Genomic DNA, 14,399 nt, shown 5'->3' on the forward strand with positions numbered 1-14,399 from the left:
AGGATCGGTGACCGTTGTCCTCCATTTCGACAAATGCCGTCGAAAGCGCGTTTACCCGGCGATACTTTCTATTTCGGATCGTTCGAGGCGCCTGAATACGGCGAACCCTCATGGTTGAAACAATACGTACCCGGAAAGATTGTGTGGGATCTGTCGACGCCCGGACGCCGATCCGTTCGGCTACTGTTCGATTCGCTTCCGCTGGGTCTCGTTCACGAACGCGACGAAGTTGTCGAACAGCGTCGTCACCTCCCTGGCCTCGGCGTAGTTCTCGACCGTAATCTCGTCGAGGACCCGTTCGATGCGCTCGGCCGTGAGCTGATCCGATTTGCCGCGTGTGATCGTCTCGGCGGTCTCCATGTCGTACTCCGGGTGGAACTGGACGCCGAACGCGTGTCCGTTCCGAAACCCCTGGATTCCGTACTCGTTTCTCGCGAACACCGTCGCTCCCGGCGGCGCGTCGGTGACGTGATCCGAGTGGCTCATGAACACCGTCATGGTCTCGTCGACCTCATCGAGCAGGCGATTCGACCCGTCCTGGTTGACCGTCTGATAGCCGAGTTCGTACTCGCCCATCCCCTTGACGCTCCCTCCCATCACGTCGGCCACGAGTTGGTGGCCGAAACAGACGCCCAGCGCTGGCAGTCCCGCTCGAATCGCGTCTCCGACCCAGACTTTCGTCGCTCCGATCCACTCTTCGTCCCAGTAGACGGACGCGCTCGATCCGGTGATGACGACCCCGTCGTACTGGAACCCGTCGGGAAACTCTCCCGAGGGGCAATGAAAGACGTCGAGGTCGGCGTCCAGTTCCCGCTCGAAATTCTGTCGCGTGTCCGGTTGTTCGTGGGCCGCGTTCAGTAATGCGAGCCGTGGCCGATCCATCTCCAGATAATCGGGCGCCGAGGGGTATATACCGTTGCCTCTCCCCATATTATGCGACCAAACGTCGACTCGACGGATCGTCGATCGATCGAAACGCGTCACTGCCGGAGGACGCGTGTCGCCGGCCGTCGAAGCGGCGTCGACGCCGACGAACGGACGAGAGCCAAAAAACCGCGTCAGCGGGGCCGCGGTCCACGAGCGCCCGTGGCGATCACTGGAATCCGATCCGGCCCGACCCACCGGGGCTCTGCGGTTCGGTCCCCGAGCCTTTGAACTCCTCTTCCATCTGCTCGAAGTACTCCCGGATGTCCTCGTCGACGGTCGGGCGCACGTCTTCGAGCGCCGACCGGAAGTGTGACATCTCGACGATGTCGGCGTCGTCGTCCTCGCGGAGCGCCTCGATGGCGGCCTCGCGAGCGATCGATTCGAGATCGCTCCCGACGTAGCCCTCGGTGATGTCCGCGAGTTCACGCAGGCTGACGTCTGCGGCGAGTGGCGTATTCTGCGTGTGGATGTCGAGGATGGCCTCGCGACCGTCCCGATCGGGTTCTCCGATGTAGACCAGGCGGTCGAACCGGCCCGAGCGGATCAGTGCCGGATCGATCATGTCGGGGCGGTTGGTCGCGGCGACGACCATGACGTTTTCCATCTGTTCGAGGCCGTCGAGTTCGGTCAACAGCTGATTGACGACGCGCTCGGAGACGTTCGACCCGACGTCACCGCCGCCACGCCCGGGCGCGATCGCGTCGAGTTCGTCGAAAAAGACGATCGTCGGCGCGACCTGGCGGGCCTTGCGGAACGTCTGGCGGATCGCCTTCTCCGATTCGCCAACCCACTTGCTGAGCAGTTGCGGGCCGCGGATCGAGATGAAGTTTGCGTCGGTCTCGTTGGCGACGGCTTTCGCCATTAGCGTCTTTCCGGTGCCTGGCGGGCCGTAGAGGAGGACGCCCGCGGGCGGTTCGACACCCAGGCGCTTGAACTTCTCCGGGGAACTCATCGGCCACTCGACGGCCTCCTGGACGCGCTCTTTGGCGCGATCGAGGCCGCCGACGTCGTCCCAATCGATCTTCGGCAACTCGACGAGGACCTCCCGCATTGCCGAGGGCTCGACCTCGTTGAGCGCGCCCTGGAAGTCGTCGCGTTTGATGATCATCCGGTCGATCAGACTCGGCGGGATGTCCTCCTCGTCGAGGTCGATCTCCGGGAGGTATCGGCGGAGCGCCTTCATCGCCGCCTCTTTCGTGAGCGATTCGATGTCCGCCCCGACGAACCCGTGGGTCTCCCCGGCGAGGGTGTCCATCCCGATGTCGTCGCTCAGCGGCATTCCACGCGTGTGGATCTGGAGGATCTCCTTGCGGCCGGTCTCGTCGGGGACGCCGATCTCGATCTCGCGGTCGAACCGCCCGGGACGGCGCAGCGCCGGATCGACGGCGTCGACCCGGTTGGTCGCCGCGATGACGATGACCTGGCCACGCGATTCCAGGCCGTCCATCATCGTCAGGAGTTGGGCGACGACACGACGCTCGACCTCGCCGGTGACGTCTTCGCGTTTCGGCGCGATCGAGTCGAGTTCGTCGATGAAGATGATCGACGGGGAGTCCTCGGTCGCCTCCTCGAAGATCTCACGCAGTTGCTGTTCGCTCTCTCCGTAGTACTTCGAGATGATCTCCGGGCCAGCGATCGAGAAGAAGTTTGCCGAGGTCTCGTTGGCGACCGCTTTCGCGAGCAGGGTCTTGCCGGTCCCCGGCGGGCCGTGCAAGAGGACGCCCTGTGGGGGCTCGATCCCCAGTTTCTTGAAGATCTGGGGGTGTTTCATCGGTAACTCGACCATCTCCCGGACGCGCTGGATCTCCTTTTCGAGGCCGCCGATGTCCTCGTAGGTGATCCCGCCGCCAGTCTTCTCGAACCCGCTGATGGGCTCTTCGCGCAGATCGACCTCGGTGTCCTCGGTGACGAGGACGACGCCGTCGGGATCGGTCTCGACGGCGATCAGCGGGATCGCCTGCCCGGGCGAGCGCATGAACGGGTGATTGGTCGAACTCATCACGGGCACGATGTCGCGCTCGACGACCGGACGTTTGAGGATCTGTCGTTTGACCATGCCCGCGGCGTCGGAGCCGAACTGCACGGAGGCCTCCTCGGGCGGGGCGAGGACGAGTCGATCGGCCTTCGTGGCCTCGGCTTTCCGGATCTCGACGCGTTCTCCGATGCCGACGTCGGCGTTCTGTCGTGTGAAACCGTCGATTCGGACCGTGTCACTGTTCCAGTCCTGGCGGTCGGCCCGCCAGACCTTCGCGGCGGTGGTGTCGCCGCCCTCGATCTCGATGATATCGCCGGGCGAGAGCTTGAGGTGCAGGAGGGTATCCGGATCGAGGCGGGCGATGCCACGTCCCGAGTCGTTCGGGTACGCCTTGGCCACCTCGAGTTGTACCTCGTTCATAGTGTGGGGGTATCCCACACTGGGTCGGGCCGGGAGAAAGGTCTTGTGCCCGCGGTGGTCGTCGATCCCAGACGGCGGACCTATCGGGTGGTTTTTCGGGCGGGGGCGACCTGGGGAGCGTATGCAGATTCTCGCCGTCGACGGGCGGGCCGGCGCGAGTGGCGACATGCTCCTGGGCGCACTCATCGACGCCGGGGCCGATCCCGACGCCCTTGCGGTCGTCGAGGACTCACTCGGCGTCACCTACGCGATCAGCGAGACGACGACCGGCGGGATCGCCGCGACCGACGTCACGGTGTGTCGGGCCGACGGCGACGGTGAGGGCGACGAGACCGACGCTCCGAACGACGACGAGACCGACGCCGCCGGCACCCCGATCGAAGGCCAGGGGCCCCATCGCACCCTCGACGACGTGCTCGCGATCGTCGAGGCGATGGATCTCCCCGCGGGTGTCGCGGCCCGGGCGACGGCCATCTTCGAGCGCCTGGATCGCGCCGAGCGCGCGGTCCACGGGTCCGAGTCCGTCCACTTCCACGAGGTCGGGGCCGACGACGCCATCGCCGACGTCGTCGGGGTCGCGCTCCTCCTCGACGACCTCGCGCCCGATCGAATCGTCACCACGCCGCTCGCGCTCGGAGACGGGACCGTCGAGATGGCCCACGGCACGCACGCGGTCCCCGCGCCCGCCGTCGCCGAACTCGCGAGTGAGGCCGATTTCGCGGTCCGGGGCGGACCGGTCGAGGGCGAACTGCTCACGCCGACGGGCGCGGCGATCCTCGCGGAGGTGGCCGAGGGCGTCGATCGACTGCCGACGCTGTCGGTCGAGGCGGTCGGGCACGGTGCTGGTGATCGCGATCTGGGTGATCGCCCGAACGCCCTCCGGGTGCTTCGCGGGACGGCCACCGGGGGCCTGCGCAAACAGTCGATCACGGTCCTGGAGACGAACCTCGACGACGCCACCCCCGAGGTGCTCGGGTCGCTGCAAGAGACCCTGATCGACGAGGGCGCGCGTGACGTGACGATCGTCCCCGTGACGATGAAAAAGTCTCGCCCGGGCCACCTCGTGAAGGTCGTGGTCGCCCCCGAGGACGCCGACCGCGTCGCGCGGCGTCTCGCCGCCGAGACGGGGACGCTCGGGATCCGCGAACACGGCGTCGGGCACCGCTGGGTCGCGGACCGCGAGACTCGATCCGTCGAGATCACCGTCGACGGCGAGGAGTACGCGATCGGCGTGAAGGTCGCCAGCGACGATGCGGGCGGGCCCATCGACGCCAGCGCCGAGTACGACGACGCGCTCCGGATCGCCCGCGAGACCGGCCGGCCGGTGCGGGCGGTTATGGCGCTCGCCGAACGGGCCTGCGATCGGTCCTGATCACTCTCCGACTCGTCTCGCGTGCTCGGCAGCGGGATGGCCGTCCGGGACGTCCGCGAGCAGTCGGTCGTAGACGGTGGCGATCCGGTCGTGGAGCGCACACATGTCGTGATTGGGGTGGGAGGCGACGAGCGCGAGTGCGCCGCCCATCCCGACGCCCTCTTTGGCCTCACCGCGAGCGAACGCCGCCATCGCCGGATGGTCCCGGCTGTCGAACTCGGGGTCGGTGACCGTCAGCGACAGGTCGAAGGCGTCCGCGAGTCGTTCGACGTCGGCCGACGGATCGTCGGCGACGAACACCGTCGTCCACTGTGAGAGGTCGTCCTCGACGCCGAACTGTCGGACGAGCGCCGCGACGGCGCTCATCTGTGTCCCACCGCCGAGTCGAACGGTCGTCCCCGACTCGATCGCTCCGACGGCGAGCCCCGCGAGTCCGGCCAGCACTGGATCGCCAACGCACCGGACGGCGTCGAGTGGGTCGCCTGCGGCACCACCCTCGGAGAGGTCGCTCGCGTCGAGGGCGTCCGCGACGACACGCCGTTTGAGAGCGATCGGGTTTGCCGGGAGTGACGAGGACACTGGGGTCGGCTCACCGAGTGCGGTCAGGACGGCCATCGCCGTCGTCGTCCCGCCGGGAACGGTCTCCGCGAGGACCACCTCCTCGTCCGGGAGCGACCGTCCGAAGGCCCGGGCGGTCTCGAATTTCTCCCGCGCGTGGGCGACAGCGATCGGCTCGCGGATGTCGCGCCCCGCGTCGCCAGGGAGGGCGACCGTCGATGCGGTCGTCGGACTCGCCGTCCCGGCATCGACGACGACCGTCTCGAAGCCGAGGAGTTCGGCCGCCGCCCGAGTGACGACCGCCGGTGTCGGACAGCCCGACGGGCTCACCGGGACGACAGACGCTTCCGTCGGTTCGCCGTCGCTGAGGATCTCGGCGTCGGCACTCGGGGTCTGGACCACGAGCTCCGGGGTCGCTCCTGCTGCACTGATTCCGTCGATGCGTGCGGTGGCCGTCGAACCGATGGTGAGGACGAATTTCATGAGGGATTCGGGACTGCGCTCGCAGTCGTTCCGTGGGCTGTCGTGACTTGTCCGAACGGATAGGCGGTCCGATTCGCGCGGTGGCGGCGGGTCGACAGGTGTTTCGAGCGCTGGGCCGACCGAGTGCGTGGGCTTTTCCCGCCGCCGACCGATCGTCCGGTGTGTCCGGGCCGATTCCGACCGGGTGTGCCCCGATCGACGACCTCCTCGGCGGCGGGGTCGAACGCGAGGCCGTCACGCAGATCTACGGGCCGCCCGCCAGCGGGAAGACGAATCTCGTGCTCTCGACGGCGGTCGAGGTCGCGAGCGGCGGTGATCGCGCCCTGTTGATCGACACCGAGGGGGTCTCGGGCGACCGTCTCGCCCAGATCGCGGGCGACGATATCGAGTCCGTTGCCGACCGGATCGTCGTCTCGGAAGCCATCGATTTCGAGGCCCAGCGCGAGGCCGTTCGCGACGCCGAAGAACTCGCCGGGCAACTCGAAGTTATCGCACTCGACAGCGCGACGGGATTCTATCGGCTGGAACGCGACGCCGACGACGAGGGCGAGACGCTCCGCGACGTCACCCGCCAGATCACCCATCTCCTCGGTCTCGCCCGCAAGCACGACCTCGCGGTCGTCGTCACCAACCAGGTGTACAGCGATCCCGACGGCGACCGTCCGCGCCCGCTCGGGGGCCACACGCTCGAACACTGGTCGAGCGCCGTGCTCCGCCTCGAACGATTCCGTGGTGGGAATCGTCGGGCGACCCTGGAGAAACATCGATCGAGCGAGACCGGCGAGAGCGTGCGCTTCCAGATCACCGATTCGGGACTCGACGGTGTCGAGGAAGTCTGAATGGCGCGGTGTGGTGTTGCGGTAGTGGTCCGTTTGTACGGCGGCCGCGAGGCGGCTGAGCCGCCTCGCAATCGCGGCGCGGAGCGCCGCGCGGCCGCCGTTTCACCGAGCGTGAGCGATCGCGAGGCTCGAACGAAGTGAGAGCCTCGGAAACGCGAACGGCGCAGCCGTGAGCAAAGCGAACGCTCGGGTCTTTTTCGCCCACGTTTTTCAAGGAGTGGTTCGCGAGCGAAGCGAGCGAACCCGACGCAGAAAAAGGTGGTTTAGTAGATAAGCTCGTCGTCGTTCTCGATCATATACAGCGTCCGGGCGGCGATGTTGACCGCGTGGTCTCCGACGCGTTCGAGGTCCCGAATCGTCAACAGGAGTCGCGAGACGTCGTTCATCAGGTCCTCGATGTCTTCGTCCCCGACCTCGACGTCGACCTGGCGCTCGATGAGGTCGCGGACGACGATGTCGGAGGCCTCCGCACAGCGCTCGTCGACGGCGTCGTCGCGCTTCGCGAGGTCGCGACACAACTCGACATCGTCGGTCTCGTAGGCGATCATGGCGTCTTCGACCATGCTGACGACCTCGTCACCGATGGCCTGGACGTCGACCCCGGGGTAGGCGTCGCGGTCGGCTTCCAGGGTGTACTCTCCGAGGTTGGTCGCCAGATCACCGATCCGTTCGAGGTCGGTCAGAATCTTGAACGACGCCGCGATGAATCGCAGATCGCCCGCGACCGGTTGCTGGAGCGCGATCAGATCGACACAGCGCCGTTCGAGGTCGAGATACAACTGGTTGATCTCCTCGTCGCCGTGGATCAACTCCTGGGCGGTCTCTTCGTCCTTTCGCTGGAGGGCATCGAGCCCCATCTGGACCCGGTCGAGAACGACCTCGCTCATGTACAGCACGTCCTCACGGAGGTCAGCGAGTTCGTCTTGATATCCTTCGCGTGGCATATGTTGGCGACTGTCGGAGACGACCATGTAAGTTTCTGTCGGCCCGCCAGTGGAATCTGCCTGGCGTATCGACGGGTCGTCGCCTCGTCACCCGAACTTGCCCGTGATGTAGTCCTCGACGCGCTGACTCTCGGGGTTCTCGAAGATCGTGTCGGTGTCGTCGTACTCGACGAGTTCGCCACCGGTGAGAAAGACCGCGGTGCGGTCGGAGATCCGCGCCGCTTGCTGCATGTTGTGGGTGACGATGACGACGGTGTACTCCTCGGCGAGTTCCTCGATGAGGTCTTCGATCTTCGCGGTCGCGATCGGGTCGAGCGCGCTCGCGGGTTCGTCCATCAGGATGACGTCGGGGTCGACTGCGATCGCGCGGGCGATACAGAGTCGCTGCTGTTGCCCACCGGAGAGTTCGAGCGCGCTCGCGTCGAGTTGGTCCTCGACTTCCTCCCACAGCGCGGCCCGCCGGAGCGCCTGCTCGACGGCCTCGTCGAGGTTCTCGGTCCGGTCCTGAATGCGCAGGCCGTACGCGACGTTGTCGTAGATGCTCTTGGGGAACGGGTTGGGGTGTTGAAAGACCATCCCGATCTTGCGCCGGAGTGCGACCGGGTCGACGTCATCGTCGTAGACGTTCTTGCCCCGGAAGGACAGATCGCCTTCGACGCGAGCGGCGTCGATCAGGTCGTTCATCCGGTTGATACACCGGAGATACGTCGACTTGCCACACCCGGACGGACCGATGAGAGCGGTCACGCGACGCTCCGGAATCGACATCGAGACGTCGTCCAGCGCCTGGACGTCGTCGTAGTAGACGCTGAGATCGGTCGTCTCGATGACGGTGTCGGCGGGGTCGGCGTCGGCGGTCGGGTCGCCGACGGTCCGGTCGGCCATCGCCGCTCCGCCGTCGTCGGTCGTGTCGGTACTCGATCGGCCAGCGAATCGGTCTGCGGGATCGTCTGATGTCATGGGTCAGTCGAATTTGTGTCGCAAGACGATCGCGGTCGCGTTCATCACGAGCAGGACGACCAGGAGCGTCACCACGCCGGCGGCGAGGACGCCGTACCGGAACTCTTCTGCCGGTTCGAACGCCCAGGTGAAGATCTGCCTGGGCATCGCACTCCCCAGGTCGAACACGCCGTTCGGTGCCATCCGGACCGAGGCGGCGATCCCGACCAACAACAGCGGTGCAGTCTCACCGATCGCACGCCCGAGTGCGAGGATCGTCCCCGTCAGGATGCCCGGCATCGCTTTCGGCAAGACGACCGTCCGGACGGTCTGCCAGCGCGTCGCGCCCATGCCGTAGGCGGCCTGACGCGTCGAGTCGGGGACGGCCTCGATGGCCTCCTGAGCGGCGATTACGACGATCGGGAGGATCAGGAGTCCGACCGTCAGCCCACCGACGAGGATCGATCCGCTGGGGAACTGCACCCAGTTGATGAACACGGCGAGTCCGAGCAGGCCATAGACGACGGACGGAACGCCCGCGAGGTTCGCGATGTTGATCTCGATCAGCGTCACGACCGTTCCGGCCAGGCCGTTGCTCGGGGCGTACTCTTCGAGATAGATCGCCGCGCCGACGCCGACGGGGAAGGTCGCGACGATGACGACGATCAACAGCATGACCGACCCGACGAGTGCGGGGTAGATCCCCGCCTCCGCGGCGGTCGTCGAGGGGGCGTTCGTGAGGAACTGCCAGTCGAGCCAGGTCTCGGGCCCGGCCAGGCCGAGGACAGCCGTGATCGCCGTGCCAGTGACCGCACCGGCGACGAGGGCGACCGGAATCCAGAGCCCCGCGAGGCCGGATCGCCGGCGAACGACTCCCTCGACGTAGACGCCCATCGGGACGACCGTCGTCGTGGCGGCGACGAGCCAGATCGTCGGATCCGTTCCCGTCGGGATCGCCAGGACGGCCGGCGCGACGGCGCCCGCGAGAAGGCCCACGCCTGCGATCAGCCCCTCGCGGCGCGACTCGCGACTGCGGCCGAGGTACCAGCCCCCGAGGGCAGCGATTGGAAGCGTGAGTGTCGCGATGATCTGGAGCGGTTCGATCGGAAGATACGGCGCGGAGAGGATCAGTTCGGGAAGACTCGCGAGGCGGAGGGTGAGTCCCGGAACGGTGACGGAGACGCCCGGGAGCGCGATCTGTGTCGGATCGGGGCCGAGCAGGCGAGCGATGGCGACCGGTGGTGTCCCGAAGACGATGACGACGGTCGCGATCGCACCCCCGATCGCGCGTTCGAGCGAGGCCGACGGTCGAACGCGGGCGTGGCCGGCGAGGAGCGCCCCCGTGACGGCGACCGCGACGACGAGTGCGAACCACTCTCTGACGGGGAACACCTCCGCGAAGACGACGAGTAGACCACCCGCGACGAGCAGGCCGACGACCGGGAGTCCCGTCGTGGTGTAGGCGACCTCACCGGCCCGGGACTCGGACCGATAGAGGTAGGCACTCACCGCGAGGGTCGGGACGGCGAGCGTCACGAAATAGACCAGATGCCATCCCGGGTCGGCCGTCAGTGGTGCGAACGCGTCGTTGGCAACGTACAACAAGAGTACGAGCACCGAGACGAGGCCGACGGAGGTCGCTCCCAGACAGAGCGCCTCGAACATTCGGCCTCGTGTCTGGCTGACCTGCGTCGAGTCGCCGTACCAGTCTGCAGCGGCCATCAGGCACCCCTCCCTGTGGCGTCGCTCATTCGTACTCCTCCCGGTAGTGAGCGGCGATGCGGTTGCTCGCCAGGTTCATCGCGAACGTGATGACGAACAGCGTGAGACCAATCGCGAACATGCTGTCGTAGATGACGCCGGCGGCATTCTCGGCGTTGACGAGGTGGATCATCGCGGCGGTCATCGGCTGGTTCGACTGGAAGAGATTCGAGAGCGGGGCGGTGATATCGAGTAGTTGGGGGCTCTGGCCCATCGCGACGGCGACGATCATCGTCTCGCCGATCGCTCGCGAGATGGCGAGGATGTACGACGAGAAGATGCCCGAGACCGCTGCCGGAACGACGACGGTGGTCGTGACCTCGAATTTCGTCGCGCCGAGGCCGTAACTCGCCCGGCGAAGCGAATCGGGCACCGCGCTCATCGCGTCTTCGCTCAGGCTGGAGACCATCGGGATGATCATGATCCCGACCATGATCGACGCGCTGAGCACGTTGAACGTATCGACGGGAATCCCGAACGCCGCCAGGAACGGTGTGACATAAACCAGCGCGAAGTAGCCGTAGACGACCGTCGGGATCCCGGCGAGGATCTCCAGAGCGGGCTTGAGGACTCCCCGCGCCCGCTCGCTGGCGTACTCGCTGAGGTAGATCGCTGCGGCGAGACCGATCGGAAGCGCGACCGCCGCCGAGAGTACGACCACGAGGAGCGTCCCCGAGAGCGCGGGCAAGACGCCGAGTTGGCGCTGATCGATGATCCACTCCGTCCCGGTCAAAAAGGCGATCGGGTCGTAGGCGGCGAAAAAGTCCAGCGCACCACGCACGAGCACGACCACGATGCCGAGTGTCACGAGGATCGTGAGAGCCGCGCACGCAAAGAGGGCGTATCGGTAGAGACGCTCCCGTCGAGCGCCGTCGGGTGGAGTCGTGATCGCCCGTTCGGTACTCATCGACGGTCCCTCCCGTGGGGGTCGGTCATCGTCGGACGATTCCAGTCCGGTCCCGTCATGGTCGTTCGCGAAGCAGTTTCGAGAGGTTCTCGTCTCTGATCGACTCGCTCACGGGCACGTATCCGACCTCGCTGACCCAGTCGGTCGCGGCCCGTTCGAGATAGAAGGCGACGAACTCGAAGACGGCGTCCCGGGCCAGTGCGTCACGATCCACGTAGATGAACAGCGGGCGGGTCATCGGATACGTGCCCTCGACGGCGTTGTCCAGGGTCGGTGCCCCACACCCGTCGCCGCCGTCGACCGGGACGGCTTTGACCCGGTCGCTGTTCTCGGTGTAGTACGCGTACCCGAAATATCCCATCGCGTGGGGGTCGTCCTCGATCCCCTGAATGATGATGTTGTCTTTCTCGGTCTGTTCGTGGTTCGGGGTGTGATTCAGATCCTCACCGACGACGTGGTTGTCGAACCAGTCGTACGTCCCGGAGGTCGGCGCCGGCCCGAACAGTTTGATGGGTTCCTCCGGCCACTCCGAGCGGACGTCAGACCACCGCTCGGCCCCGCCTTCGCGCCAGATTTTCGAGAGTTCCTCGTATGTGAGACAGTCCACCCAGTCGGCGTCGTTGTTGACCGCGACGGTCAGTGCGTCACGGCCGACCTGGAACTCGACGGGGTCGATATCGTTGTCGGCACAGTTCGATCGTTCCGCGTCGGTGATCGGCCGGGAGGCCCCGTTGATGTCCGACGTACCGGGACAGAAGTGGTTCTTGAACCCGCCACCAGTCCCGGTCGAGTCGACGGTGACGTTGACCGGGTGCTCCTCCATGAAGCGCTCGGCCATCAGATCGGAGATCAGATACACCGTACTGGATCCCTTGACGACGACCTGTCCAGTAGGGTCTGACCTGTCCGATCGGACGTTTCTGACACAGCCACCGAGCGCCCCCAGTCCACCGGCCCCGAGTCCGAGGAGCAACTCGCGGCGGCTGACCGAACACGCGATCTCGCGTGCCATCGTCGAACCTGAGACGAGAGTCGAATAAGTATGCTACTATTATAGCTCATATCTCTATATAGTTATATATACTTCTATTTCTTCTCGTCTTCGAGACAGTCGATGGCCATCGAGGCAACGGACGTGGCAGTCAATTCAGTACGTCTCTGTACCGGAGTACACCGATCTGAACGGTCTCAAAGGTCCACGAAACTGGGATGTGGGAATTTCGCCATCCCGACGGTGGGCGATTCGCAGATGGAGTATATAGAAATGAGTGGATTTACGTTTCTCGTCCGACATCGACGCTTATGGAGACGCGGAAGGTCCAACTGACGGGTGGGTCGACGTACACTGTCTCGCTTCCCAAAGAGTGGGCGACCGCGAACGATGTCGAAGCGGGGAGTGAAATCCAGTTCTATCCGGAAGACGAACGGCTGGTCTTGAGCCCCGAGCGTAGTGACGACCAGTCGACAGGGTCGTTCGACGTGGGGTCACGAGACGGCGCGGCCGCACTCACGCGCGTGGTCATCACCATGTACGTCAGCGGGTTCGACGAGATCCGTCTGACGGCCGACCGACTCACGGCCGATCAGCGCCAGGTCATCCGCCAGGCGACACAGGGGCTGGTCGGCCTGGAGATCATCGAGGAGACGCCCGAGCGTGTCGTCCTCCAGGATCTCCTCGACTCCTCGGAACTCGAAATCGAAAACTCCCTGGAGCGAATGCGTCTCGTCGCACTCACGATGGTCCGGGACGCAGTGACCGCACTCGTCGAGCGCGACGAGGGCCTCGCACGCGACGTGATCGACCGTGACGACGACGTCGACCGACTCTGGTTTATGGTCTCGCGGATATTCCGGACGGTGTTGCGCAACCCTGCCGCGTCGACGACGGTCGATCTCGACCGGGAGACGGTGTTCGATTACCAGTCCGGGGCCAGACAACTCGAACGCGTCGCTGACCACGCGACGAAGATCGCCGGCGTCGCCCGTGACGTCGAGACAGTCCCCGAGTCCGTCGTCGCAGACCTCCAGGCCCTCGAAACGGAGGCGACCGATCTCTGTGAGACGGCGGTCGACGCCCTCCTCGAATCCGACACCGAGGCTGCGACTCGCGAGGCCGAATCGGTCCTCGAACGACTGCCCGAGGTCACCGATCGGGCCCGCGATGTGAGCAACAGCGTCGTCGAAGTCGACGACTCCGAGCGCGCCCAGCGCCTCGGTCTCGTCGTCGACTCACTCTCTCGGACCGCCGATTACGGCGGTAACGTGGCCGAGAGCGCGTTTCTCAGCGCGACGCCACGCCCGGAGTAGCACTCGCGGAGCCACTCGACTCACGGGAAATCGGCCCAGTTCTTTACATAGCGACGGACCGTAGCTCTGAGGACAGCGATGGCAGAGGGCGAATCGAAAATTGCCGAGCACAAGGGCCAGGTGATGCACGCCGTACGCGAGGGGCGTGAGGTCCACGACGCCGAGTGGCGACCGGTCCGGATCGTCCTCACGACCGAGCGCCTCGTTCTGGTGGGCGAAGAACAGACCGCCATTCCGCTCGACGACGTCGAACGCTCCGAAGATCGGTACGACGTCAATCAGGCCGCCGCGACGACGGCCACCTACACCGCGATTTCGGTCGGTGAGGACGTCTATCTGATCGACGCGACCGAACAGCAGTCCTTCGAGACCGACTACTTCCAGGCGCTGATCGACGGCGAGATCATCCGCGCGAAACATCCGGCGATCGTCGGCGGCGTCGTCCAGGATTCGCCCTGGTCGAAAGCGAAAGTGAAGATCACCGACGAGGCAGTCAAACTCGCCCTCGCAGACGGTTCGCGAGCGGTGATCGGGCGTGACGACATCGGTGACGTCGAGACCGAGACCCGAGAGATCGACGGCGAACGACGGGAGGTGTTCGAGGTCGAACACACCGATCCGGAGGGCCGGAGTGTCGAGACTCACGTCACCGGCGCGGATCGCCACCTCGCGGTGCTCGAAACCGTGCTTCGACAGGGCGTCGAACAGATCGAAGCGAATCTCGATCTGAGTGGGATCGAAAAACGGGTCGTCATGGCGTTGCACTCGGGGGTCTCGTCGTTCGATCTTCCCGAGTTCGTCGACGCCGACGTCGAACGCGTCGAGGAAATCTTCGATCAGTTGATCGAGTACGACGTCGTCGAGGTCGACCGTGAGCGCACGGAAGTCGAATTGACGCCGGAGGGGCGGCGTGTCGCGGGCGAGACGATGGGCGAGCAGTGAGTCGAGGGCCGCCTCGATCGACCGC

General features: G+C 65.6%; 12 protein-coding genes. 4 read left to right on the plus strand and 8 right to left on the minus strand.

Translation table 11 applies throughout. From position 1 onward, the window contains the following. Positions 1–180: 180 nt before the first annotated feature. Together HARCEL1_RS03765 and HARCEL1_RS03770 are read right to left on the minus strand one after the other, a co-directional pair. Positions 181–882 carry a type 1 glutamine amidotransferase gene (locus tag HARCEL1_RS03765; protein WP_108381260.1) on the minus strand — a complete coding sequence of 234 codons (702 nt, stop codon included), beginning with the start codon at positions 880–882 and terminating at the stop codon, positions 181–183. A 211-nt stretch (positions 883–1,093) separates the two neighbouring features. Further along, positions 1,094–3,322 carry a CDC48 family AAA ATPase gene (locus HARCEL1_RS03770; RefSeq protein ID WP_108381261.1) on the minus strand — a complete coding sequence of 743 codons (2,229 nt, stop codon included), beginning with the start codon at positions 3,320–3,322 and terminating at the stop codon, positions 1,094–1,096. Between the two features lie 121 nt (positions 3,323–3,443). On the opposite strand from HARCEL1_RS03770, the gene larC reads away from it, so the two are divergent. After that, the gene (larC, locus tag HARCEL1_RS03775; protein ID WP_108381262.1) at positions 3,444–4,694 is read left to right on the plus strand and encodes a nickel pincer cofactor biosynthesis protein LarC; all 1,251 of its coding nucleotides are present in this window, start codon (positions 3,444–3,446) and stop codon (positions 4,692–4,694) included. Here larC and HARCEL1_RS03780 read toward each other — a convergent pair whose 3' ends face one another. Beyond that, entirely contained in the window at positions 4,695–5,735 is a 1,041-nt protein-coding gene (locus HARCEL1_RS03780) for a nicotinate-nucleotide--dimethylbenzimidazole phosphoribosyltransferase (RefSeq protein WP_108381263.1), read from the minus strand. 161 nt (positions 5,736–5,896) lie between these two features. Here HARCEL1_RS03780 and radB point away from each other — a divergent pair, with 161 nt between their 5' ends. Beyond that, the gene (radB, locus tag HARCEL1_RS03785) at positions 5,897–6,574 is read left to right on the plus strand and encodes a DNA repair and recombination protein RadB (RefSeq protein ID WP_108381264.1); all 678 of its coding nucleotides are present in this window, start codon (positions 5,897–5,899) and stop codon (positions 6,572–6,574) included. A gap of 263 nt (positions 6,575–6,837) precedes the next feature. Here the strand turns inward: radB and phoU are convergent, their stop codons facing one another. The 5 genes from phoU to HARCEL1_RS03810 form a co-directional block, all read right to left on the minus strand. Continuing rightward, on the minus strand, positions 6,838–7,518 hold the full coding sequence (phoU, locus tag HARCEL1_RS03790) for a phosphate signaling complex protein PhoU (RefSeq protein ID WP_108384066.1): 681 nt from the start codon (positions 7,516–7,518) through the stop codon (positions 6,838–6,840). An 87-nt stretch (positions 7,519–7,605) separates the two neighbouring features. Then, positions 7,606–8,403 carry a phosphate ABC transporter ATP-binding protein PstB gene (gene pstB, locus HARCEL1_RS03795; protein WP_233357435.1) on the minus strand — a complete coding sequence of 266 codons (798 nt, stop codon included), beginning with the start codon at positions 8,401–8,403 and terminating at the stop codon, positions 7,606–7,608. A 78-nt stretch (positions 8,404–8,481) separates the two neighbouring features. Next, positions 8,482–10,179 (minus strand): phosphate ABC transporter permease PstA, encoded by a 1,698-nt coding sequence (gene pstA / locus HARCEL1_RS03800; RefSeq protein ID WP_108381266.1) that lies wholly within the window; start codon positions 10,177–10,179, stop codon positions 8,482–8,484. Positions 10,180–10,204: 25 nt separating this feature from the next. After that, on the minus strand, positions 10,205–11,125 hold the full coding sequence (gene pstC, locus HARCEL1_RS03805; RefSeq protein WP_108381267.1) for a phosphate ABC transporter permease subunit PstC: 921 nt from the start codon (positions 11,123–11,125) through the stop codon (positions 10,205–10,207). A gap of 55 nt (positions 11,126–11,180) precedes the next feature. Beyond that, positions 11,181–12,137 (minus strand): PstS family phosphate ABC transporter substrate-binding protein, encoded by a 957-nt coding sequence (locus HARCEL1_RS03810; RefSeq protein ID WP_108381268.1) that lies wholly within the window; start codon positions 12,135–12,137, stop codon positions 11,181–11,183. Positions 12,138–12,427: 290 nt separating this feature from the next. On the opposite strand from HARCEL1_RS03810, the gene HARCEL1_RS03815 reads away from it, so the two are divergent. Both HARCEL1_RS03815 and HARCEL1_RS03820 read left to right on the plus strand, forming a co-directional pair. Next, positions 12,428–13,432, plus strand: a complete 1,005-nt coding sequence (locus HARCEL1_RS03815) for a phosphate signaling complex PhoU family protein (protein ID WP_108381269.1) — start codon at positions 12,428–12,430, stop codon at positions 13,430–13,432. Positions 13,433–13,510: 78 nt separating this feature from the next. Continuing rightward, the gene (locus tag HARCEL1_RS03820) at positions 13,511–14,374 is read left to right on the plus strand and encodes a CheF family chemotaxis protein (RefSeq protein ID WP_108381270.1); all 864 of its coding nucleotides are present in this window, start codon (positions 13,511–13,513) and stop codon (positions 14,372–14,374) included. Positions 14,375–14,399 lie beyond the last annotated feature (25 nt).

Source organism: Halococcoides cellulosivorans (assembly GCF_003058365.1).
Classification (GTDB): Archaea; Halobacteriota; Halobacteria; order Halobacteriales; family Haloarculaceae; genus Halococcoides; species Halococcoides cellulosivorans.

What these genes read in the sequence shown, in the direction of transcription:
- HARCEL1_RS03765 (WP_108381260.1), bottom strand. Translation starts at nt 882, where the DNA reads ATGGATCGGCCACGGCTCGCATTACTGAACGCGGCCCACGAACAACCG.
- HARCEL1_RS03770 (WP_108381261.1), bottom strand. Translation starts at nt 3,322, where the DNA reads ATGAACGAGGTACAACTCGAGGTGGCCAAGGCGTACCCGAACGACTCG.
- larC (WP_108381262.1), top strand. Translation starts at nt 3,444, where the DNA reads ATGCAGATTCTCGCCGTCGACGGGCGGGCCGGCGCGAGTGGCGACATG.
- HARCEL1_RS03780 (WP_108381263.1), bottom strand. Translation starts at nt 5,735, where the DNA reads ATGAAATTCGTCCTCACCATCGGTTCGACGGCCACCGCACGCATCGAC.
- phoU (WP_108384066.1), bottom strand. Translation starts at nt 7,518, where the DNA reads ATGCCACGCGAAGGATATCAAGACGAACTCGCTGACCTCCGTGAGGAC.
- pstB (WP_233357435.1), bottom strand. Translation starts at nt 8,403, where the DNA reads ATGGCCGACCGGACCGTCGGCGACCCGACCGCCGACGCCGACCCCGCC.
- pstA (WP_108381266.1), bottom strand. Translation starts at nt 10,179, where the DNA reads ATGGCCGCTGCAGACTGGTACGGCGACTCGACGCAGGTCAGCCAGACA.
- pstC (WP_108381267.1), bottom strand. Translation starts at nt 11,125, where the DNA reads ATGAGTACCGAACGGGCGATCACGACTCCACCCGACGGCGCTCGACGG.
- HARCEL1_RS03810 (WP_108381268.1), bottom strand. Translation starts at nt 12,137, where the DNA reads ATGGCACGCGAGATCGCGTGTTCGGTCAGCCGCCGCGAGTTGCTCCTC.
- HARCEL1_RS03815 (WP_108381269.1), top strand. Translation starts at nt 12,428, where the DNA reads ATGGAGACGCGGAAGGTCCAACTGACGGGTGGGTCGACGTACACTGTC.
- HARCEL1_RS03820 (WP_108381270.1), top strand. Translation starts at nt 13,511, where the DNA reads ATGGCAGAGGGCGAATCGAAAATTGCCGAGCACAAGGGCCAGGTGATG.